Source organism: Agrobacterium sp. ST15.16.055, from assembly GCF_027956555.1.
Lineage (GTDB): Bacteria > Pseudomonadota > Alphaproteobacteria > Rhizobiales > Rhizobiaceae > Agrobacterium > Agrobacterium salinitolerans.
The window spans coordinates 148,089-170,251 of record NZ_JAQKGN010000005.1 but is presented as its reverse complement, the minus strand read 5'-3'; the positions used below and the strand labels follow the sequence as shown (position 1 = coordinate 170,251).

Genomic DNA, 22,163 nt, shown 5'->3' with positions numbered 1-22,163 from the left:
GTTTTTCAAGCAACACAATGTGGCGAAAGTGCAACGATAAAGGCGGCCTTGTCAACATTCTCAGGTAGGACGGGAACTACGATAAACGGAAACGCCAAGCTCGCGGATTTTCTTGCGCAGTGTATTGCGGTTCAGGCCAAGAAGATCGGCGGCCTTGATCTGGTTGCCGCGCGTCGCAGTCAAGGCGGCGAGAATCAACGGATATTCGAGTTCCCGCAGAACGCGGTCATAAAGACCGGGCGGCGGCAGGCCATCGCCGAAACTGGCGAAATAATCCCGCATATTTTCCTCCACCGCCTGTGAAATGGTGAGAGAACCTGTGCGGACCGCCATCTTGTCGAGCGGGCTGTCCGGGACATCCGACTGCAATTCCTGCTCGATGATCTCGCGGGTGATGACTTCCTGCGGATAAAGCGCCATCAGGCGGCGGATCAGGTTTTCCAGCTCGCGCACGTTGCCTGGCCAAGCATAGGCCTTCATGACCTCCAGCGCCTCGCTCTCGAAACGCTTGCCTTCCAGCCCTTCCTTCTCGCCATGCTGGATGAAATGGCGCACCAGATCGGGAATATCCTCGGCGCGGTCACGCAGCGGCGGCAGCCGCAGCGGCACGACGTTCAGGCGGTAATAGAGGTCTTCGCGGAAAAGGCCTTGATTGATCGACTGCTTCAGGTCCTTGTTGGTGGCCGCGACGATGCGGACATCGGTGCGGATCGGCGTGCGACCGCCGACCGTCGTATATTCGCCCTGCTGCAACACGCGCAACAGCCGTGTCTGGGCGTCCATCGGCATGTCGCCGATTTCGTCGAGGAACAGCGTGCCGCCCTCGGCCTGTTCAAAACGGCCGGTCGAGCGGTTCTGCGCGCCGGTGAAGGCGCCCTTCTCATGGCCGAAGAGTTCGGATTCAATGAGGTCGCGCGGGATGGCCGCCATGTTGATCGCGACGAAGGGTCCGTTGCGACGCTTGCCGTAATCATGCAGCGCGCGCGCCACCAGTTCCTTACCCGTGCCGGATTCGCCGGTGATCATCAGCGTCAGGTCCGTCTGCATCAGGCGCGCAAGAACGCGGTAGATTTCCTGCATCGCCGCCGAGCGGCCAACGAGCGGCATGCCGTCCTGCATGTCGTCATCGAGCTTCGCCGGCTTGCGCTTCGGCTCAGACAAAGCGCGGCCGATGATGGCGATCAGTTCCGTGAGGTCGAAGGGCTTCGGCAGGTAATCGTAAGCGCCTTTTTCAGAGGCCTTGATGGCTGTCATGAAGGTGTTCTGCGCACTCATGACCAGAACGGGCAGGTCCGGGCGGGCCTTCTTGATGCGCGGCAGCAGGTCAAAGGCATTTTCATCCGGCATCACGACATCGGTTACGACAAGATCACCCTCACCCGCCGACACCCAGCGCCAGAGCGTTGCAGCATTGGAGGTGATGCGCACGTCATAACCGGCGCGGCTCAGCGCCTGATTCAAAACGGTGCGGATTGCGGCATCATCATCGGCGACGAGGATCGTAGCTGTCATCTGTCATTTCCTGTCGAGTTCGGCAAAGAGCTGTCGTCGAGCGCCACTTCCGGCGAGACGGGCATCAATACGCGGAAGGTCGTGCGGTGGTTCTGGCTGTCGCATTCGACGATGCCACCATGGGCGCCGATCAACTTCGCGACCAGCGCCAGCCCGAGGCCGGAACCATTCGTCTTGGTGGTGATGAAAGGATCGAAGAGGTGCGGCAGAAGGTCGGCCGGGACGCCGGGGCCATTGTCATGTACGCAGAATTCGAGCGGCAGCGAGATGCGTTCGCGGCTGCCGGCAACCGAAAGACGGATGCCGGGGCGATAGGCGGTCGTCAGCACGATTTCGCCATCCGGCTGATTGCCCACGGCTTCCGCCGCATTCTTCACGAGATTGAGAAAGACCTGCACCAGCTGGTCGCGATTGGCATAAACCGGCGGCAGCGACGGGTCGTAGTTCTCGGAAATCTTGATATTGCGGGCAAAGCCGGCCTTGGCGATGGCCTTCACATGATCCAGCACGGAATGGATGTTAACCGGCACGCGATCCACCGGCCGCTCGTCGGAAAACACCTCCATGCGGTCAACCAGCGAGACGATGCGGTCGGTCTCATCGCAGATCAGCCGCGTCAGCGCCCGGTCCTCATCGGCAACCGAGGTCTCCAGCAACTGGGCAGCGCCGCGAATGCCGGAGAGCGGGTTCTTGATCTCATGCGCGAGCATGGAGGCAAGGCCGGTAACGGAGCGTGCCGCAGCGCGATGCGTCAGTTGCCGGTCGATCTTGTCGGCCATCGACCTTTCCTGGAAGACGACGACCACCGATCCCGGTTCGCTGACAACAGGCGCAACGTAAAGATCGACCAGCTTGTCCTGGCCGAGACGCGGCGAACTCAGATCGACGCGATATTCGTTGACCGGCGCGCGGCGCTCGCGCACCTGATCGATCAGCGCAAGCAGCGGGCTGCCGAAGGGAATGAAGGTGGAAACACGGTAGCGCGCGAGATGGGAGGCGCTTGCCCCGAAAAAGGCTTCGGCTTCCCAATTGGCGAAGGCGATGAAACCTTCGGCATCCACGAGGATGACGGGGTTCTGCACCGCGTTCAAAACCGCCATGGCAAGCGGGTTTCCATCTGCCGGGCTATGTTTGTCAGCGCTCATGCGGCCTTCCTTGCGGCGTTTTCGCCCGCATTTGCGCAAAGGGCGGTGCGCAGCAGATCCGCCACCTCTCCCGTGTCACGCGATGTCATGATTTGAGCCTTGTCGGAGGTGGCGAACTCAGGTGCAAAACGGTCGAGATACCAGCCCAGATGTTTGCGGGCGTGCCTAAGACCGGCTTCCCTTCCGTAGAATTCCAGCATCATCTCGTAATGTTCGATGGCGATGGCGGGAATATCGTCGTGGTGCGGGGCTGAATGTCCGGCGAGCACCGCCGGCAGCCATGGCTGCCCCTGCGCGCCGCGACCGACCATGACGGCATCCGCACCCGAACGGCGCAGGATTTCGCGTGCAGCATCGGCCGTTTCCACATCGCCATTGGCGATCAGCGGCACGGAAATCACCTCGCGCACGGCGCGGATGGCATCCCAGTCTGCCCGTCCCTCGTAAAACTGCATACGGGTGCGGCCGTGAATGGTGATGAGCTGAACGCCAGCGGCTTCGGCACGGCGGGCGATCTCCGGCGCATTGATGGTGTTCTCGTCCCAGCCGAGCCGCATCTTCAGCGTCACAGGCACGTCGACTGCATTGACCGTTGCCTCGATGAGCGAGAGTGCATGATCGGGATCGCGCATCAAAGCTGAGCCGGAATAGCCACCCGTCACCTTCTTGGCAGGACAACCCATATTGATGTCGATGATTCCAGCGCCGTTATCGGCAGCGATCTTCGCCGCCTCAGCCATGAAATGCGCCTCGCGGCCGGCGAGCTGCACCATATGCGGACACATGCCGGCGTTTTTCAGCCGCGCCCAGGATTCGCCTCTGTTAGCGACGAGTTCACGGCTTGCCACCATTTCCGTCACGACAAGGCCTGCGCCATAACGCCAAGCCAGTTGCCGGAACGGCAAATCCGTCACGCCCGACATGGGCGCCAGCACGGCACGATTACGGATCGTAACTGGGCCGATGCTGAACGGTTCTGACAACTCCGGAAGATGCAATTGATGATCTTTCATGCAGAAGGTTTATTTGCATTATTTTTAGACAGTGTTTGTGCGGTTGCCAAGCACTTTTAGAGGGTTGCACCTTTTATTTGCTGGGCGATTGCCTGCCTGTTTTGCTGTCGGCAGCAATTTGTGCAGGTTTGAACGCGCAATGGCTGCTGATCCTGCGGCATGCAGGGGCGAATGCGCGTCATATCGGGCTGGCCATCCGGGTTTTGAAACGCTAGAGCAAGACTGTCAACCGCTAAGGGTTGCGCGCAAAGCATAAGACCAATGCAGGAAAGTACTATGAAACTCGGCATCGTCATCGTCGCCGCCGGACGCGGAGAAAGAGCGGGCTCTCCCGAGGAAGGGCCGAAACAATATCGCCCGATCGGAGGCCGGGCCGTGATCGAGCATACATTGTCCACCTTCCTCGATTGGGATCATGCCTCCGCCATCGTGATCGTCAGTCATGCAGACGATGCAGCACTGCTGTCGCCAATCCTCCAGCGGCTTGATTCCGGCGGGCGGATCGTCACCGTCACGGGCGGCTCAACACGCCAGCAATCAGTGCTTGCCGGGCTGGAAGCGCTTGCCTCGGAAGAGTTGACGCATGTGATGATCCATGATGCCGTGCGGCCTTTCGTCCCCGTGGACATGCTGGAACGTATCGTCGCCCTGCACCGGGCCGGCGCCAGCAGCGTCCTGCCCGCCCTCCCCGTCACTGACACGCTGAAGCGCGGTGCGGGTAACGTTGTTGCAGAGACTGTTTCACGCCAGGGACTTTATGCTGCGCAGACGCCACAGAGTTTCACCTTCGGCGATATTCTTGGAGCACATCGCGCCGCTTCCGCATCTGGCAAAACCGATTTCACCGATGATGCATCGATCGCCGAGTGGGCAGGACTGACGGTGACGCTGACAGAAGGTTCGGTCGATAATGTAAAACTCACTCTCAAGCGGGATATCGCCATGGCCGATGAAAAGCTCTCCAACGGATTGCCGGACGTGCGCACCGGCAATGGTTACGACGTGCATCAGCTGGAGGCCGGCGATGGCGTGACGCTCTGCGGCATCTTCATCGAGCATGACCAGAGACTGAAAGGCCATTCGGATGCCGATGTGGCGCTGCATGCGCTGACGGACGCCCTGCTCGCCACCTGCGGTGCCGGCGATATCGGCGATCACTTCCCGCCTTCCGATCCACAATGGAAGGGTGCAGCCTCGCGCATCTTCCTGGAGCATGCGGCAAAGGTCGTACGCGACAATGGCGGCACGATCATGAATGCCGATGTTTCGCTGATTGCGGAAGCACCGCGCATCGGTCCTCACCGCCAGGCCATGCGCGAAGCACTCTCGGACATGCTGGACATCGCGCTGGAGCGCTGCTCGGTGAAGGCGACGACCAATGAAACTATCGGTTTTGTGGGCCGCCGGGAAGGCATTGCTGCAATCGCCACAGCTACGGTCGTCTACAGGGGCAGACCGTTATGAGCCTTTTTCCCGCGGACATAGAAGAGTTGGCGCGGCGGATCATTGCCGATTTCACCGCGCATGGTTTGATGGTCTCGACCGCGGAAAGCTGCACGGGCGGCCTGATAGCCGGCGCGCTGACGGAGATTGCCGGCTCCTCTGCTGTCGTCGACCGCGGTTTCGTGACCTACACGAACGAAGCCAAGAGGGACATGCTGGGAGTTGGCGCCGACACCCTGACAACATTTGGTGCGGTCTCCCGGCAGACGGCGCTGCAGATGGCGCATGGCGCCCTCTTCCGCTCACGCGCGGATTGCGCCGTGGCGGTGACCGGGATCGCCGGCCCGGGTGGCGGCTCAGCCGAAAAACCGGTGGGGCTTGTGCACCTGGCCGCCAAAGCGCGCAACGGCAACCTCCTGCATCGCGAAATGCGCTACGGAGAAATCGGCCGCACCGAAATCCGGCTTGCGACCGTCAGGACGGCGCTTGAGATGCTGATCGCCCTCAATCAGGCGGGTTCGGTGTAAATTTTGTCGGCGCGGGTCTCGAAGGCTTCCGCAAACATGCGGAAAGCCCGATCAAACATCGAGCCCATCACCGCGCCAAGCAGGCGGTTCTTGAATTCGTAATCGATGAAGAAATGAATGGCTGAGCCGCCCTCGTCCGAGGCCTCGAAACGCCAGCGATTGTCGAGATATTTGAAAGGGCCGTCGATATATTTCACGTCGATGGCGCGCTCTGCCGGGTTCAACAGCACCTGCGTGGTGAAGGTTTCGCGAATGGCCTTGTAACCCACGGTCATATCCGCCACCAGTAGCACCTTGCCATCGCGCTCCTTGCGCGAGCGGACGGTGAGCGCCTCGCAAAGGGGCAGAAACTGCGGATATTTCTCCACATCGGCGACGAGGTCGTACATGCGGTCGGGCGAGTGTTTGACGTGGCGATGCGTTTCGAACTGTGGCATGAGCGGCAGTTAATCCTCGATACGCAGAAGATCAAGAAGGCGGCGAAACTGTTTTCGGCTTTTCAGCTGGAATACCGGCACATCAGGACCATACAACGCGAAATTCCGCTCGAAGATCGGCGTATGGCGCCGCTCGAAATTCCAGATGTAGCGCAGGAATTCGACGTCTATTCTTTCAGGGCACCCCTCCGCCATTTCCGGGCGGGCCTTGCCATAACCCTTGATCGCCCGGCTGACGGCGCCCCACAGGCAGAGCCAGCGCGGCATGCGCACCCACAAAACGATATGGGATCGCGGCAGCCGCATATCGAAAGACGACGGATTGCTGCCGTCCATCAGCCAGCGCTCTTCGGTAATGATGGCGGCTATCCTTTCTCGCTGCTCTTCGCGCGGGCGCGCCCGCCAGCCGGGCAGCCAGAAAACATCCCGATCCATGGAGATGTAGCGAAGCCCGAAATTGTGCGCGAGCTTCTGCGAAAGCGTCGATTTGCCGCCGCCGGAACAGCCCACGACCATGATTCGCTGCGCCCCGGCGATGATCGCAGCAGCATCCTCCACCCTGTGAAGATAATTTGGCATTTCTGACACCTCATCTGACTGCCGGATATTTTCTGCCATCTCCTCGCAGCGATATCGTCACCGCGCATGACAGTTACGGAAAATTGACTATTGTAACCCCGTCGCAGGGATTGCTATTTATTTGCGACTAATATTACACCCATTGGATGTAACGACGCTGGAAGCTCCCGATTTCACCCAGCGTATTCATCCTTGGGTTCAGACCCGACATATAACCGCTTTGAGCCACTGAGTGAGCCGATGGACGATTTTTCCAACATCATCAACCTTCTCGAATCCGCCAAGCAACTCGCATCGATGAACGGCATGCCGGTGCTTGCTTATCTGATCGACGTCGCGAAATGCGAAGCGAGAGAGAACAAGCCGGTTCTGCGCAAGCGCAAACGCGGCGAATCGACCGCCAAGGAAGACTGTTAATTGCCGGCGCGCAGAGCCGACCGATAAAGCCGACTGGCCCATTCTTCAAGACGATGTCATAATCAAGTGATGAACTGGCCGCTTTTTCGAGGCGGCCATTTCTTTGCAAATGGAAACGACAGCGTCATGACAGCCGCATCCGCCGATATCAGAATCTACAGGGAAGAAAGACCGAAGGAACGTCATGGCTTCGTTCAGATCGTTCTTCCTGTCTCCGGGCGTCTGCTGATCGATGTGGCCGGACGGCAGGACGAATTGTCGACCGGACGCGGCGTGTTCATCCATCGCGATGCGCCGCATACGCAGGAAGCGACGGCAAGCAACCACTCGCTGGTGGTCGATATCGATGAAGGCGCCCTTCCCGAGCAAACGCTCGAGAAATTCGTCCGCTCGCCGTTTGTCGACATAGCGCAGGATACGCGGCAGTTGATCGCCTATATGCGCGGCGTCATCGGAAAAGAGGGGCGACGCGACGATATCGCCAGCCTGTGGACGCCACTTCTGGTCGACAGCCTTGCCAACGAGAAAGTCGACATCCGCCAACGCCTGCACAGGCTCGTTGCACTGGTCAGGGCTGAGCCGTTCTTCCCCTGGACTATCGAGATGCTCGCCTCCTGCGTGACGATCAGCGACAGTCGCCTGCATGCGCTGTTTCTCGAGGAATTCGGCCTCCCTCCTCACCGTTGGCTGGCCGGGCTGCGCATGGGCAAGGTCTGTGCCTTGCTCACCAATTCCACCCTGCCTATTGCCGAGATCGCTTTGCGGGCCGGTTTTTCCGACCAGACTGCACTGACGCGGGCCATGCGCAACGCAGTGGGTGAAACGCCCGCAGCCTACCGTCGAACCTACGGGGTTCATTAAAACCGCCAGCGCATCAGGTCAGGAGTTTTTGTCAAGACAGCCGCAGAGGGCTGTGGCACATCGCAGGAAAATACGAATGCGGATGTGACATGACATGAACAGAACAGGTCTCGGTGTTTTTTACGGCATGCTGGCAGGTGCGCTCTGGGGCGGTATATTCCTCGCGCCGAAACTCGTGCCGGATTTTTCCGCGCTGCAACTCTCGACGGCGCGTTACCTCACCTACGGGCTGATTTCCCTCATCATCATCGGGCCGCGACTGAAAAAGGTATCGGCCCATTTCGGTACGCGGGAATGGATCGCGCTCGGCTGGCTGAGCATGATTGGCAACATCGCCTATTATGTCTTCATATCGACGGCAGTGAAGCTGAGCGGTGTCGCCTTCACGTCGATCATTATCGGCTTCCTGCCGGTTGCCGTCACGATTATCGGCAGTCGCGATCACGGCGCGGTGTCGCTGAAGCGGCTATGGCCATCGCTCGTTTTTGGCGCAATCGGCATTGTCGGCATTTCCTGGCAGTCGCTGACGGAAAGCGACGCTGGGCTGGACATGTCACGTATCATCGGCCTTGCCTGTGCGCTGGGTGCGCTGGCGTCGTGGACGGCTTTCGCGGTTGGCAATGCCCGCTGGCTCTCCCGCCTCCATGACGTCAGCGCCGACGACTGGAACATGATGACGGGTGTGGTGACCGGCGCTCTTGCGCTCGTGCTCGCCGTTCCCGCCTTCGTGTTTGGTGAAAAGACGCATAGTTCAGAGAGTTGGCTGCATTTTGCCGCAATCGCCGCCGGCCTCGCCTTCACCGCTTCCATTCTGGGAAATGCGCTCTGGAACAGGATGAGCCGTCTTCTACCGCTCACCATGGTCGGACAGATGATCCTGTTCGAAACGCTGTTTGCGCTGCTTTATGGTTTTGTCTGGGAAGGCCGTGGCCCGACGCTGGTTGAAGTCGTCGCGATCTGCTCGGTGGTGCTGAGCGTGATCTTGTGCATGCGGGCGCATCGGCCTGAGAAGATTTTGGTGTGAGCGAGGCAAGCTAAAACAGACAGCCAACGTATCCTGACGAGCCCGCCCCACTTAACGTCGTCCTCCAGCTTGACCCGAGGATCCACCTTGGTGGTGGCCAATGGATCCTCGCCTCAAGGGCGAGGATGACGAAGGCGAGAGATTGCGCCCTTGCCGGGCAATCCAGCCAAACTACCCCTGCCTACTCAGCAGCAGCCAGCAGCTTCTTTTCGCGGGCCGCGCGCAGGCGTTCGAAATCGTCGCCGGCATGGTGGGAAGAGCGGGTCAGCGGGCTGGAAGAGACCATCAGGAAGCCCTTGGTATAGGCCACCGTCTCGTAAGACTTGAATTCCTCCGGCGTAACATATGCCTCGACCTTGTGGTGCTTGCGGGTCGGCTGCAGATATTGACCGATGGTCAGGAAATCCACGTCGGCGCTGCGCAGGTCGTCCATCAACTGCAGCACTTCGTTACGCTCTTCACCGAGGCCGACCATGATGCCGGACTTGGTGAACATGGTCGGGTCCAGTTCCTTGACCCGCTGCAATAGACGCACGGAATGGAAATAACGCGCGCCGGGGCGAACGGTGAGGTAATTGCCGGGAACGGTCTCCATGTTATGGTTGAAGACGTCGGGCTTGGCGGCCACGACACGCTCCAGCGCGCCGGGCTTCTTCAGGAAGTCGGGCGTGAGGATTTCGATGGTCGTCGTCGGAGAGGCGGCGCGGATCGCCCAGATGACCTTTTCGAAATGTTCAGCACCGCCATCGGCGAGATCGTCACGGTCCACCGAGGTAATGACGACGTGGCTGAGCCCCATCTGTCTGACGGCCTTAGCGACGTTCTCGGGCTCGTCCATGTCAAGCGGATTGGGCTTGCCGGTGGCGACGTTGCAGAAGGCGCAGGCACGGGTGCAAATCTCACCCATGATCATGAAGGTTGCGTGTTTCTTGTCCCAGCATTCGCCGATATTCGGACAGCCGGCTTCCTCGCACACTGTTACCAGCTTGTGGCTACGCACCAGCTCGCGCGTCTCGTGATAGCCCTTGGAGGTCGGCGCCTTGACGCGAATCCATTCCGGCTTGCGCATGACCTCGGTATCGGGCTTGTGCGCCTTTTCCGGGTGGCGGATACGCTTTTCGTCGGACGACGTCCTGTCGAGAATAGTGACCATAAAAACCTGCTTCCATCGCCCTTGGCGATCCAGACATCTTTGGTGCGATGCTTTAGAACAATTCCAGAAAAAGCGTAAGCCCCTTCCGGTCACGAAGCCTTGTCAGCGCCGCACGAGCTTTGCCATGAACAGCAACAGGCTTGCACCAAGGAACGACGTCACGAAATAACCGAGCCTGCTATCCTGCACGAAAACATCGAAGGTTCGCAGCACGGCGACAGCGACGACCGAACCGACAATACCAAGCACGATGTTCATGAAAATGCCGAAACGCATGTCCATGAGCTTGCCCGCAAGCCAGCCGGCGAGGCCGCCGATGATGATTGCTGCAATCCAGCCTACACTTTCCATTCCCACGCTCCCTGAAACAACAGCCCGCCTTAAGGCTGCATCGAGACATATGGGACACCCGGCAAGGTTAGACAATGCCGGGCATCACGCGGCGCTTATGCGTTGAGCACACGCCCATAGGCGTCGAGCACGCTTTCCTTCATCGACTCCGAAATGGTCGGATGCGGGAAGATCGTGTGCATCAAATCTTCTTCTGTCGTCTCCAGATTCATGGCGACGACGAAGCCCTGGATGAGTTCGGTGACTTCAGCGCCCACCATATGCGCGCCGAGCAGCTCGCCGGTCTTCTTGTCGAAGATGGTCTTGACCATGCCCTGATCTTCGCCGAGCGCGACAGCCTTGCCGTTCGCCGCAAAGGAGAAACGGCCGACGCGGATGTCGCGCCCCTGTTCCTTTGCCTTGGCTTCGGTGAGGCCAACCGAGGCAACCTGCGGGTTGCAATAGGTGCAGCCGGGGATCTTCAGCTTGTCCATCGGGTGTACATTCGGCAGACCGGCGATCTTTTCGACGCAGATGACAGCCTCGTGCTCCGCCTTGTGGGCGAGCAGCGGCGGACCGGCGACGTCGCCGATGGCATAGATGCCCGGCACGTTAGTCTTGCCGTAACCGTCGATGACGATGAAGCCGCGATCCGTCTTCACGCCGGCAGCCTCAAGGCCGATACCTTCGATATTGGCGACGACGCCAACGGCGGAAATCATCCGGTCGGCGGTGATCTTCTCGGAAGAGCCGTCCTTCTTCTCGAGCGTCGCGGTGACAGAGTTCGCGCCCTTCTCCACCTTGGAAACCTTGGTCTCCAGATGAATTTTCATGCCCTGCTTTTCGAGCTGCTTCTTGGCGAAGGTGGAGATTTCCGCATCTTCAACCGGCATGACCTGGCTCATGATTTCAACGACGGTCACGTCGACGCCCATGGTGCGGTAGAAGCTGGCGAACTCGATGCCGATGGCGCCCGAGCCCATGACGAGCAGCGACTTCGGCATTTCTTCCGGCTTCATCGCCTCGAAATAGGTCCAGATCAGCTTGCCATCGGGCTCGATGCCGGGCAGCGCGCGCGGGCGCGCACCTGTCGCGACGATGATGTGCTTGGCAGTGTAAGTGCCCTCGCCCAGCGTGTTCTTCGGAACCGGACCCTGCGGCTGAACCACCGGCTTGGTGGACTTGCCGACGACGATCTCGCCCGGCTTGGTGATCTTGGCTTCACCCCAGATGATATCGACCTTGTTCTTCTTGAACAGGAAACCGACGCCGTTGTTCATGCGAGCGGCAATGCCGCGCGAGCGCGCGACGATGGCCTTCACGTCCGGCTTGATCGAGCCCTCCAGCGTCAGGCCGTAATCCTTGGCATGGGTGGCGGTGTGCATGACATCGGCGGTGCGCAGCAGCGCTTTGGTCGGAATGCAGCCCCAGTTGGAGCAGATGCCGGCCAGATGCTCGCGCTCGACGACGGCAACCTTCATGCCGAGCTGGGCTGCGCGGATCGCGGCAATGTAACCGCCCGGTCCCGAACCGATGATGATGACGTCATAAGATTGAGCCATTGGAAATCCTGCCTTGTCCTATCGGGTCGGGAGCAGCGCCACGACCGGGAATTGTTCCTAAAGTCCGAGCATCATGCGGACGACGGGCTCCAGCCCTCGCCCGATGGCCCGCGTGTTTTCAGCATCGAGATGGACGCCATCCACCGGCGTCGTCCGGGCCACGGAACCCGCATCGAAGAAGCCGCAATCGAGCTCGTCGGCGAGATCGCGGTAAACGGACGCGAGCATTGCTGATTCATCGATCGCATCGCGAAAGATCGCGCCCATCACGGGGTTGGCCGTTTCGCAAAGTTGCGGCGGGGCGACGACCAGCACATCAGGCGCCTCCCAATCGGCCACCTGCCAGATGTGGTTGCGCGTGAGTTTCACAAGCCGCTCCACGCCCTTCATGGCAACAATCGCCGACCCATGGATCGCCGGCTTCATATCGTTTGTGCCAAGCATGATAATCACGAGATCCAGCGGCGCATGGCTGTGCAACAATGTCGGAAGAATCCGCGCGCCGTTGCGGTCGCAATCGGCGGTGTTGTCGTCATAAGCGGTGGTGCGACCGCCTAGACCTTCGTGGATCACATGCACATCAGGACCGAGCGCCTTTTGCAGGACGCTCGGCCAAAGATCGTCATGGCTGTGCCGGCCACCCGTTTCCGCATTTGATCCCCAGGTGAGGGAATCGCCAAAGCAGAGGACCGATTTCACCATCTTACTCTCCGATCAAACCAGCATACCCATCGGGTTTTCGATGTAGCGCTTGAACGCACCGATCAGCTCGGCTCCGAGCGCGCCATCGACGCAGCGGTGGTCGGTGGAAAGCGTGACCGTCATGACATTGGCGATCTTGATCTCGCCGTTCTTCACGACTGCCCGCTGTTCGCCCGCGCCAACCGCCAGAATGGTGGCATGCGGCGGGTTGATGACGGCGGAGAAGCTCTTGACGCCCATCATGCCCATGTTGGACACGGCGGTCGTGCCGCCCTGATACTCCTCGGGCTTCAGCTTGCGCTCCTTGGCGCGCTTGCCGTAGTCCTTCATCTCGTTGGAGATGGTGGAGAGCGACTTCTCTTCCGCCTTGCGGATGATTGGCGTGATCAGGCCGCCCGGAATGGAAACGGCAACGCCGACATCCGAGTGCTTGTGCTTGACCATGGCGCTTTCGGTCCAGGAGACGTTGGCGTCAGGCACGTCACGCAGCGCCAAGGCGAGCGCCTTGATGACCATGTCGTTGACCGACAGCTTGTAGACCGGCTTGCCATCCTTTTCAGGAGCAGCGGCGTTGAGCTGGGCGCGCAGTGCCAGAAGCGTATCCAGTTCGCAATCGACCGAAACGTAGAAATGCGGAACCGTCTGCTTGGATTCGACCAGACGCTTGGCAATGACCTTGCGCATGCCGTCATGCGGCACGAGCTCGTAGGAGCCCTCTTCGAACAGCTTGAGCACCGCTTCGTCCGACTGGCCCTTGGCAAGTGCGGGAGCCGGTGCGCCCGCGGATGCGGCAGCCGCGCCCGGCGCAGCCTTTGCACCGCCGGAAGCGGCAGCCTTTTCCACGTCGGTCTTGACGATGCGGCCATGCGGGCCGGAACCGGAGACGGCCGAAAGGTCCAGACCCGCTTCCTTGGCGAGACGGCGTGCAAGCGGCGACGCGAAGATGCGCTCGCCGGACTTGGAAACCGGGGCCGGGGTGGAAGGTGCCGCTGCCTGATCGGCCGCCGGCTTTTCAGCCTTGGCCGGCGCAGCTTCTTCCTTCGGCGCTTCGGCCTTGGCAGCTTCCTGCTTCGGAACTTCCGCCTTGGCAGGCGCGGCATCGCCGCCCTTTGCCGCCTCGGCCACATCCTCGCCATCAGCGGCGAGGATTGCAATGAGGGCATTGACCTTGACGGCTTCGGTGCCGGCCGGAACGACCAGCTTGGCAACGGTGCCCTCGTCGACAGCTTCCACTTCCATGGTTGCCTTGTCGGTCTCGATCTCGGCGATCACGTCACCGGGTGCGACCTTGTCGCCTTCCTTGACCAGCCACTTGGCCAGATTGCCCTCTTCCATCGTCGGAGAAAGGGCAGGCATGGTGATGTTTATCGGCATCGAAACGCCTCCCCTTACTTGTAGCAGACGGTTTTGACGGCCTGAACGACTTCATCGACGTTCGGCAGAGCCAGCTTTTCGAGGTTTGCCGCGTAAGGCATCGGAACATCCTTGCCGGCGATCGTCAGGATCGGCGCATCGAGATAATCGAAAGCGGCGCGCATGACCTGGTTGGCAATGAAGTCACCGACCGATGACTGCGGGAAACCTTCCTCGACCGTGACCAGGCGACCGGTCTTCTTGACCGATTCGATGACGGTGGGCAGGTCCATCGGGCGGATGGTGCGCAGGTCGATCAGTTCGACATCGATGCCGAGCTTTTCGAGTTCCGCAACCGCCTTGATGGCATAGGTCATGCCGATGCCGAAGGAAACGATGGTCGCATCCTTGCCCTTGCGGTGAATACGCGCCTTGCCGATCGGCAGCACGAAATCATCGAGCTTCGGCACTTCGAAGCTCTGACCGTAGAGAATTTCATTCTCAAGGAAAATGACCGGGTTCGGATCGCGGATAGCTGCCTTCAGGAGACCCTTGGCGTCGGCTGCCGTGTAAGGCATGACGACCTTAAGACCCGGAATATGGCTGTACCATGCGGCGTAACATTGCGAGTGCTGCGCGCCAACGCGGGCAGCAGCACCGGACGGACCACGGAATACCATCGGCGCGCCCATCTGGCCGCCCGACATATAAAGCGTCTTCGCAGCCGAGTTGACGATCTGGTCGATCGCCTGCATGGCGAAGTTGAAGGTCATGAATTCGACGATGGGGCGCAGCCCTGTCATCGCAGCGCCGACACCGATACCGGCAAAACCGTGCTCGGTGATCGGGGTGTCGATGACGCGGCGCTCGCCGAATTCCTGCAACAGGCCTTGGGTAATCTTGTAGGCACCCTGATATTCGGCGACTTCTTCACCCATGACGAAGACTTTTTCGTCGGCGCGCATTTCTTCGGCCATGGCGTCGCGCAGCGCTTCACGCACGGTCGTCATCACCATTTCCGTACCGGCAGGAATATCCGGATCGGCAGCGACTTCGATCTTCGGGGCTGCCGGAACCTTGGCGGATTCCTTGGCAGCGCTCGGCTCTTCGGCCGCTTCGCGGGTCTTGCCGCCGGCGGCATCAGACCCGGAATTTGCAGCTTCAGCCTTCGGCTCTTCCTTCTTGGCAGAGGAAGAGATGTCGTCGGCGCTTTCGCCTTCCTGGATCAGAACGGCGATCGGCGTATTGACCTTGACGCCTTCGGTGCCGGCATCGATCAGCAGCTTGCCGATAACGCCTTCATCGACGGCTTCCACTTCCATGGTCGCCTTGTCGGTCTCGATTTCGGCAATCACGTCGCCGGAGGTGACCTTGTCGCCTTCCTTTTTAAGCCACTTGGAAAGCGTGCCTTCCTCCATGGTCGGGGAAAGGGCAGGCATAAGAATTTCTACAGGCATGGGTTTCCCTTTCCCGATCAGAGCAGAATGTCGGTGTAGAGCTCGGATACATCCGGCTCGGGGTCGTTCTGGGCGAAGTCGGCGCTGTCGGCAACGATATCACGGACATCCTTGTCGATGGCCTTCAATTCGTCTTCGCTTGCCCAGCCCTGCTCCAGAAGCCGTGCCTTGACCTGCTCGATCGGGTCATGTTCGGAGCGCATCTTCTGCACTTCATCCTTGGAACGATATTTCGCCGGGTCGGACATGGAGTGACCACGGTAACGGTAGGTCAGCATTTCCAGAATGATCGGGCCCTTGCCGGAACGGCAATGTTCCAGCGCCTGATCGGCGGCGGCCTTGACGGCACGCACATCCATGCCATCCACCTGAACGCCGGGAATGCCGAAGGACTGGCCACGCAGCGAATAGTTCGACTGGGCGGTAGCGCGGGCGGTCGAGGTGCCCATGGCGTAACGGTTGTTCTCGACGATATAGATGATCGGCAGTTTCCAGAGGGCAGCCATGTTGAAGCTCTCGTAGACCTGACCCTGGTTGGCCGCACCGTCACCGAAATAGGTCACGGAGACGTTGTCGTTGCCGCGATATTTGTTGGCGAATGCGAGACCGGTTCCAAGCGAAACCTGCGCACCAACGATGCCATGGCCGCCGTAAAAATGTTTCTCTTTCGAGAACATATGCATCGAGCCGCCCTTGCCCTTCGACAGGCCGCCGCGACGGCCGGTCAATTCGGCCATGACGCCACGCGCGCTCATGCCCAGAGCCAGCATATGGCCGTGGTCACGATAAGCGGTGATGACCTGATCGCCTTCCTTCTGCGACATCTGCATGCCGACGACAACGGCTTCCTGGCCGATGTAGAGGTGACAGAAACCACCGATAAAGCCCATACCGTAGAGCTGGCCGGCCTTTTCCTCGAAGCGGCGGATGAGCAGCATTTCACGGTAGGCGTGAAGTTCGTCTTCCTTGGAGAAGTCGGGGCTGTTCTTGCCGGTGAATTCGGTTGCAGCCTTTGCCGTGGTCTTGCGGCCGGATACGGTCGCTGGTTTTCGCGGCGCCATTCATCCCTCCCTGAGTTGCCATTTGAATGGATAGAGTGGCGCGTACCATATGCAAGAAAATGCCATGCAGCAATGCTTTAAACGCATGGCACATATTCACGCTAAGATGCTGTGAATAAATCACAAATGTTAAATTAACTCGATTTCGGTTAATCAGAAATATGCGTTCATGATGACGATTTCGTCCGTTCGGGACATATTCAGCTGGTAACGCGAAATCTCGTCGATCATATCCCGTTCCAGCGAACCGTCACTCAGCAATTCCACCTGCCGCTCCAGTGCCACACGCGCCTGCGTAAGCTTTTGAAGCTCGGCAGTACGAGTAATACGCTGCCGCTCCAGCCGCTCCGTCGCCTGCAGGCCGAAGTCACCGTGGATGGAATGATATCCGAAGTAGGAAAGAAAAGCGATCGTGATGGCCGGAACGATCAAACGGCCGAATCGTCTCTTTTTATGATGTCTGGTCCACATGCCGGAGAGAAGCCTTAAAACGCATAACGTGAGTCTCAAGACTAAAGCGGATTGTTTAACTATCCGTTGACCTTAAATTCCAATCGGCGCATCGGCATGAAAAAGCCCGCCGGAAGGCAGGCTTAAGAGGGAGATGAGACCGTCAAACTCTCCTTCGTCATGCTCGGGCCTGTCCCGAGCATCTGCAACGTATCGAATTGACGAGACGTTGGCAGATCCTCGGCACAAGGCCGAGGATGACGTCGAATGTGTTGCCAGGCCTGATACCAATCCCGTCACGGGCAGTAACGACCTCCCTCAAAATGAGGGCGAATTAACCGCGCAGGATCGAACGACCGGCGTAAGCAGCCTGCGGGCCCAGCATTTCCTCGATGCGGATCAGCTGGTTGTACTTTGCGAGCCGGTCAGAACGGGCAAGCGAGCCGGTCTTGATCTGACCGCAATTGGTGGCGACCGCGAGATCGGCGATGGTGGAATCTTCGGTTTCGCCCGAACGGTGCGACATAACGGCGGTGTAACCGGCTTTGTGTGCGGTTTCGACCGCATCCAGCGTCTCGGAGAGCGAACCGATCTGGTTGACCTTGACGAGGATGGAGTTTGCAACGCCCATCTTGATACCGTCACGAAGACGCGCAGAGTTGGTGACGAAGAGATCGTCGCCGACGAGCTGGCACTTGTTGCCGATGAGATCGGTCAGCGTCTTCCAGCCTTCCCAATCGTCTTCGGCCATGCCGTCTTCAATGGAAATGATCGGATATTTGGCGACGAGTTCCGCCAGATATTCCGCCATAGCGCCTGGCTCCAGAGTGCGGCCTTCACCTTCGAGAACGTATTTTCCGTCCTTGAAGAATTCGGTCGAGGCACAGTCAAGACCGACGAACATGTCGTCGCCCGGACGGTAACCGGCCTTTTCAATCGACTTCATGATGAAATCGAGCGCGGCCGGTGCACTTTCGAGACCCGGTGCGAAACCGCCCTCGTCGCCGACATTGGTGTTGTGACCCTGGGCAGCCAATTCTTTCTTCAGCGTATGAAACACTTCAGAACCCATGCGCACGGCTTCGCGGATGTTTTCCGCGCCAACCGGCAGGATCATGAATTCCTGGAAATCGATGGGGTTATCGGCATGGGCACCGCCGTTGATGATGTTCATCATCGGAACCGGCAGCAGATGCGCGTTCGGGCCGCCGACATAACGATAAAGCGGCAGGCCGGAGGCTTCAGCGGCAGCCTTGGCAATGGCGAGCGAAACGCCGAGGATGGCGTTGGCGCCGATGCGCGACTTGTTCGGCGTGCCGTCGAGCGCGATCATCATCTGATCGATCTGGATCTGGTTCTCAGCATCGAAGCCGCCGATGGCGTCGAAGATTTCCGTGTTGACGGCTTCAACAGCCTTTTCCACGCCCTTGCCGAGATAACGCTTGCCGCCATCGCGCAGCTCAACCGCCTCATGCGCGCCGGTGGAGGCGCCGGAAGGAACGGCCGCACGGCCCATGGAGCCGTCTTCGAGGTAAACATCGACTTCGACGGTCGGGTTGCCGCGGCTGTCGAGAATTTCGCGCGCGATGATATCGGTAATGGCAGTCATGGTCTCTCCCTTGGGAATGGAACAGATATTTTCCGTCGCCTGTCTTAGACGATGACGAAGAAATTACAATGACGGCGGGCGGCAGAAACGGAGCGCCCGCCATTAAAATCGATTGGCACAAACCAAACGCACAATCTCAGGCTTTGGTGATGGCGTCGAAGGCGAGGAGCTTTTCAAGCAGTTTCGGCATGTCCTTCAAATGCACCATGTTGGGGCCGTCGGACGGCGCGTTGTCCGGGTCCTCATGGGTTTCGATGAAGAGGCCTGCTACGCCGACAGCAACCGCCGCCCGCGCCAAAGTCTCGACGAATTCGCGTTGGCCGCCCGTGGAGCCGCCCTGCCCGCCCGGCTGCTGGACCGAATGGGTTGCATCAAAGATGACAGGTGCACCGAGCGAAGCCATGATCGGCAGCGAGCGCATGTCGGAAACCAGCGTGTTGTAACCGAAGGACGCGCCGCGCTCGCACAACATCACATTCGGGTTGCCGCTTTCATTCAGCTTGGCCAGCACGTTCTTCATGTCCCAGGGGGCAAGGAACTGACCTTTCTTGACATTGATGACGCGGCCGGTCTTGGCGGCAGCGACGAGAAGATCGGTCTGGCGGCTGAGGAAGGCCGGGATCTGCAGCACATCAACCACTTCGGAAACGATGGCGCATTGCTCTTCCGTGTGGATGTCGGTCAGAACGGGAAAACCGAACTCCTTCTTGAGATCGGCGAAAACCTGCATCGCGCTATCAAGGCCGATGCCGCGCTTGCCGGAAAGCGAGGTGCGGTTCGCCTTGTCGAAGGAGGATTTGTAAACGAGGCCTATACCCAGCTTATCGCAGAGTTCCTTGAGTACACCGGCGATCATGAAGGCATGGTCGCGGCTTTCCATCTGGCAGGGGCCGGCAATCAGCGAAAAACGCTCGCTGTTGCAGAAGGAGACCTTGCTGTCGCCGTCGCCGGCGGTGACTTTGAGATTGTTCGTAACGCTCATCATTTTTCCTCGAAGGCGAAGGCAACGCCCTGACCCGGTGCTACGGGCGCCACCAGACGACCGCCCGCTTCCATGCTGGAAACGCCATTAGCAGCAAGCACCGCCGCTGTCACGGCAAGATCGCGAACGGAAAAGACGATGCCCGCGCCGCGCAATCCGCCTGCGCTTTGGCTGGACGCATCTATGGATGCGTCGCCGAAGGCAGGTTTTTCCGTCAATCTTATTGCGGCATTTGCCGTCGCAAACGTTCTGTCGCCGCTGGGGGACAAGGTGGATGAAAAACCAAACACCGCCTCGGCCAGCGCCCCTGCCCTCGCATCCGCGCCTGGGATCAGGATGATTTCTGAAAGCCCTGTGACGCCGTTGGCATGGCGCTCCAACGCTGACCGGTCACCCGGCAGGGCCTTGATCCGCTGGCAACTGAACATAAAAAAAACCGCAGCAGATCCGCTTGCCGCAAACGCCAATCGAAACGAGGCTTCGCTTCTCGATCCGTCGGGCATCTGCACGGGTCGCGAAAATTCGAAAATATCGCCGGCGGATAAGTTTGCGGAGATAAACCGCTGATGATCGTCAAAGGCGTCTTTCGTTCCAGCGACAAGGGCGGAGAAACCTTCTCCGTGGCTTGCCCTGAAGTCGCGATCCCGGCGGGTGAATACATCGCCATTCCCCACTGATTCACGATACTTAGCCGGATCATGAACAGCAAGCGGTTCAAGATAGGTGCCGTCCGCGAAGAAGACGCACGCATTCATCGTGCCGAACGGATGGATCGCCTGAGGCGCAACTGTGAAACCGAGGTTTGCCAGGCGCGCCGTGGCGACATCAATGTGGGCAACGGGCAGGACAAGATGATCAACGGGATAAGGGTTCAACTGAACGGCCTCCGCAGCTGGGAAATCCATCGGGCCAGAAAAGCACGGCGAGGATGAAGAGGCAAATGGTCGGCTCGGAACAATAGACGTTATCTCGAACTCCTTCCATGTGTGCATCAGGCATAATTGTTGACTTGTAAACAATCTATATATAGATTTTATCGTCGACTTACTGGGTTTGAAGAGGCTTTATGTGGGGGATATGATGCGGGCGGCCGTGCTCCACTTGAGAGAAACGGTTTACCTCTGGCAAAGCATGAAACGGGAATAACATGGATCAACTCCCCCGCAGGGCGACTGACGTCAATATCGACCGGCTGGAGACGGCGCTTGGTTTCCTCATCCGCCTCGCCCAGCTCAAGACCTATGACGATTTCTTCACGGCGCTCGGGGATTCGGGCATGCGGCCGGGGGAATTCTCCGTGCTTTTCGTCATCATGCATAACCCCGGCATTCGTCAGACGGCGCTCGGCCAGCGACTGATGATCAAGCGCGCGCACATGACCAAACTGATCCGTGCTTTCGAAGACAGGGGCCTGGTAACCCGCCGTGTTCCCGATGACGATCGCCGGGCCATCGAACTGACGCTTTCGGCGGAAGGCGTGGCGCATGTGCGCAAGGAGAGCGAGTGGTTCTTTTCGCACGAGGCGACGCTCGGCGCGGGCCTGACCACGGCCGAGCGCGATCAGTTCATCGCCCTGCTACATAAATTTCTGGGCATGAACTTGGGAGAAACAGGCCGTGAATATTGATGAACTCGTCGCCATAGATGTGCATACTCATGCCGAGGAGCCGTGCTGCGGCCCCCGCGACGACGGTTATGATGAATTTCAGGCGGGTATGGCGAAATATTTCAAGAACCCCGCCGGCCACAAGGGCATGTTGCCGACCGTGCAGGAAACAGCCGCCTATTATCGCGAGCGTAAAATCGGCTGCGTGATTTTTCCGGTCGATGCGGAACGGGAAACCGGTTTTCGCCGATATGAAAATGAAGAGGTGGCGAAGATCGCTGCCGACAACAGCGACATCATGATCCCTTTCGCGTCGATCGACCCCGCCAAGGGAAAGGCCGGAGCGCGCGAAGCGAGGCGTCTGGTGCGTGACTTCGGGGTGAAAGGCTTCAAGTTTCACCCGACGATGCAGGGCTTTTACCCCAACGACCGCATGGCCTACCCGCTTTATGAAGCCATCGCCGAGGAAGGCGCAATCACGCTTTTCCACACCGGGCAGACGGGCGTCGGCGCGGGCTTACGCGGCGGCATGGCAATGCGGCTGAAGTTTTCAAATCCCATCCATCTCGATGACGTCGCGGTCGATTTCCCCGACATGCCGATCATTCTCGCACACCCCTCCTTCCCCTGGCAGGAAGAAGCGCTCTCCGTCGCCACCCATAAGCCGAATGTCTACATCGACATGTCGGGCTGGTCGCCAAAGTATTTCCCGCCGATCCTGGTGCAATATGCCAATTCGCTGCTGAAACATAAGATGCTGTTCGGATCGGACTGGCCGGCGATGACGCCGGAGCGCTGGCTCAACGATTTCGCCAATATTCCGATAAAAGACGAGGTTCGTCCGCTGATCCTCAAGGAAAACGCAAAAAGGCTGCTGAAGCTCTAGACCTTAAGGACTACTGTCATTTTATGGGCCTCGGTTTTGAACCGGGGCTATCGT

23 protein-coding genes are annotated in these 22,163 nt (G+C 59.2%); 7 read left to right on the top strand and 16 right to left on the bottom strand.

All coding sequences use genetic code 11. The features are described from left to right. Window positions 1–60 precede the first annotated feature (60 nt). The 3 genes from ntrC to dusB are packed head-to-tail and all read right to left on the bottom strand — an operon-like array spanning window position 61 to window position 3,670. Complete coding sequence (ntrC, locus tag PL599_RS10560) at window positions 61–1,512, bottom strand: nitrogen regulation protein NR(I) (RefSeq protein ID WP_077982338.1); 1,452 nt, start codon at window positions 1,510–1,512, stop codon at window positions 61–63. Beyond that, entirely contained in the window at window positions 1,509–2,657 is a 1,149-nt protein-coding gene (locus PL599_RS10555; RefSeq protein WP_077982339.1) for a two-component system sensor histidine kinase NtrB, read from the bottom strand. Before PL599_RS10555 ends, ntrC begins: the two co-directional genes overlap by 4 nt. Then, entirely contained in the window at window positions 2,654–3,670 is a 1,017-nt protein-coding gene (gene dusB / locus PL599_RS10550) for a tRNA dihydrouridine synthase DusB (RefSeq protein WP_269823967.1), read from the bottom strand. The genes PL599_RS10555 and dusB overlap by 4 nt, the downstream gene beginning before the upstream one ends. A 276-nt stretch (window positions 3,671–3,946) precedes the next feature. Between dusB and PL599_RS10545 the strand changes: the two genes are divergently transcribed. After that, a complete protein-coding gene (locus PL599_RS10545; protein ID WP_269823968.1) occupies window positions 3,947–5,134 on the top strand; it encodes a bifunctional 2-C-methyl-D-erythritol 4-phosphate cytidylyltransferase/2-C-methyl-D-erythritol 2,4-cyclodiphosphate synthase in 1,188 nt (395 codons plus the stop codon). Continuing rightward, window positions 5,131–5,640, top strand: a complete 510-nt coding sequence (locus PL599_RS10540) for a CinA family protein (protein ID WP_269823969.1) — start codon at window positions 5,131–5,133, stop codon at window positions 5,638–5,640. The genes PL599_RS10545 and PL599_RS10540 overlap by 4 nt, the downstream gene beginning before the upstream one ends. On the opposite strand, the gene PL599_RS10535 is transcribed toward PL599_RS10540, so the two are convergent. After that, a complete protein-coding gene (locus PL599_RS10535; RefSeq protein WP_269823970.1) occupies window positions 5,622–6,077 on the bottom strand; it encodes a type II toxin-antitoxin system RatA family toxin in 456 nt (151 codons plus the stop codon). The two genes, PL599_RS10540 and PL599_RS10535, sit on opposite strands and share 19 nt — an antisense overlap. Before the next feature lie 9 nt (window positions 6,078–6,086). Next, window positions 6,087–6,656, bottom strand: a complete 570-nt coding sequence (locus tag PL599_RS10530) for an AAA family ATPase (RefSeq protein WP_137410264.1) — start codon at window positions 6,654–6,656, stop codon at window positions 6,087–6,089. A 240-nt stretch (window positions 6,657–6,896) separates the two neighbouring features. Here PL599_RS10530 and PL599_RS10525 point away from each other — a divergent pair, with 240 nt between their 5' ends. The 3 genes from PL599_RS10525 to PL599_RS10515 all read left to right on the top strand — a co-directional run bounded on the left by PL599_RS10525 (window position 6,897) and on the right by PL599_RS10515 (window position 8,958). Next, the gene (locus PL599_RS10525) at window positions 6,897–7,073 is read left to right on the top strand and encodes a hypothetical protein (protein ID WP_003496171.1); all 177 of its coding nucleotides are present in this window, start codon (window positions 6,897–6,899) and stop codon (window positions 7,071–7,073) included. 126 nt (window positions 7,074–7,199) lie between these two features. Further along, window positions 7,200–7,934, top strand: a complete 735-nt coding sequence (locus PL599_RS10520; RefSeq protein ID WP_269823971.1) for a helix-turn-helix transcriptional regulator — start codon at window positions 7,200–7,202, stop codon at window positions 7,932–7,934. A gap of 94 nt (window positions 7,935–8,028) precedes the next feature. Further along, window positions 8,029–8,958: a DMT family transporter gene (locus tag PL599_RS10515; RefSeq protein ID WP_269823972.1), complete on the top strand. Its 930-nt coding sequence runs from the start codon at window positions 8,029–8,031 to the stop codon at window positions 8,956–8,958. Between the two features lie 181 nt (window positions 8,959–9,139). Here the strand turns inward: PL599_RS10515 and lipA are convergent, their stop codons facing one another. The 11 genes from lipA to PL599_RS10460 all read right to left on the bottom strand — a co-directional run bounded on the left by lipA (window position 9,140) and on the right by PL599_RS10460 (window position 20,522). Next, the gene (lipA, locus tag PL599_RS10510; protein ID WP_142912188.1) at window positions 9,140–10,111 is read right to left on the bottom strand and encodes a lipoyl synthase; all 972 of its coding nucleotides are present in this window, start codon (window positions 10,109–10,111) and stop codon (window positions 9,140–9,142) included. A gap of 102 nt (window positions 10,112–10,213) precedes the next feature. Further along, window positions 10,214–10,462, bottom strand: coding sequence for a GlsB/YeaQ/YmgE family stress response membrane protein (locus PL599_RS10505; protein ID WP_063949028.1), 249 nt, complete (start codon window positions 10,460–10,462; stop codon window positions 10,214–10,216). Between the two features lie 95 nt (window positions 10,463–10,557). Then, a complete protein-coding gene (gene lpdA / locus PL599_RS10500) occupies window positions 10,558–12,003 on the bottom strand; it encodes a dihydrolipoyl dehydrogenase (RefSeq protein WP_022556103.1) in 1,446 nt (481 codons plus the stop codon). A 57-nt stretch (window positions 12,004–12,060) separates the two neighbouring features. Next, a complete protein-coding gene (locus tag PL599_RS10495; protein ID WP_142912187.1) occupies window positions 12,061–12,705 on the bottom strand; it encodes an SGNH/GDSL hydrolase family protein in 645 nt (214 codons plus the stop codon). A gap of 12 nt (window positions 12,706–12,717) precedes the next feature. Beyond that, on the bottom strand, window positions 12,718–14,079 hold the full coding sequence (locus tag PL599_RS10490) for a pyruvate dehydrogenase complex dihydrolipoamide acetyltransferase (protein WP_269823973.1): 1,362 nt from the start codon (window positions 14,077–14,079) through the stop codon (window positions 12,718–12,720). Window positions 14,080–14,093: 14 nt separating this feature from the next. Next, the gene (locus PL599_RS10485) at window positions 14,094–15,515 is read right to left on the bottom strand and encodes a pyruvate dehydrogenase complex E1 component subunit beta (protein ID WP_269823974.1); all 1,422 of its coding nucleotides are present in this window, start codon (window positions 15,513–15,515) and stop codon (window positions 14,094–14,096) included. Between the two features lie 17 nt (window positions 15,516–15,532). Beyond that, entirely contained in the window at window positions 15,533–16,576 is a 1,044-nt protein-coding gene (gene pdhA, locus PL599_RS10480) for a pyruvate dehydrogenase (acetyl-transferring) E1 component subunit alpha (RefSeq protein ID WP_077982350.1), read from the bottom strand. A gap of 153 nt (window positions 16,577–16,729) precedes the next feature. Beyond that, window positions 16,730–17,047, bottom strand: coding sequence for an FtsB family cell division protein (locus PL599_RS10475; protein WP_077982351.1), 318 nt, complete (start codon window positions 17,045–17,047; stop codon window positions 16,730–16,732). Window positions 17,048–17,360: 313 nt separating this feature from the next. Continuing rightward, entirely contained in the window at window positions 17,361–18,635 is a 1,275-nt protein-coding gene (eno, locus tag PL599_RS10470; RefSeq protein WP_077982352.1) for a phosphopyruvate hydratase, read from the bottom strand. Window positions 18,636–18,771: 136 nt separating this feature from the next. Then, the gene (gene kdsA / locus PL599_RS10465; RefSeq protein WP_269823975.1) at window positions 18,772–19,617 is read right to left on the bottom strand and encodes a 3-deoxy-8-phosphooctulonate synthase; all 846 of its coding nucleotides are present in this window, start codon (window positions 19,615–19,617) and stop codon (window positions 18,772–18,774) included. Next, window positions 19,617–20,522, bottom strand: coding sequence for a VOC family protein (locus PL599_RS10460; protein ID WP_271359059.1), 906 nt, complete (start codon window positions 20,520–20,522; stop codon window positions 19,617–19,619). The genes kdsA and PL599_RS10460 overlap by 1 nt, the downstream gene beginning before the upstream one ends. Window positions 20,523–20,764: 242 nt before the next feature. Here PL599_RS10460 and PL599_RS10455 point away from each other — a divergent pair, with 242 nt between their 5' ends. After that, window positions 20,765–21,244: a MarR family winged helix-turn-helix transcriptional regulator gene (locus PL599_RS10455; protein ID WP_137410256.1), complete on the top strand. Its 480-nt coding sequence runs from the start codon at window positions 20,765–20,767 to the stop codon at window positions 21,242–21,244. Continuing rightward, window positions 21,234–22,109, top strand: coding sequence for an amidohydrolase family protein (locus PL599_RS10450; RefSeq protein WP_077982354.1), 876 nt, complete (start codon window positions 21,234–21,236; stop codon window positions 22,107–22,109). Before PL599_RS10455 ends, PL599_RS10450 begins: the two co-directional genes overlap by 11 nt. Window positions 22,110–22,163 lie beyond the last annotated feature (54 nt).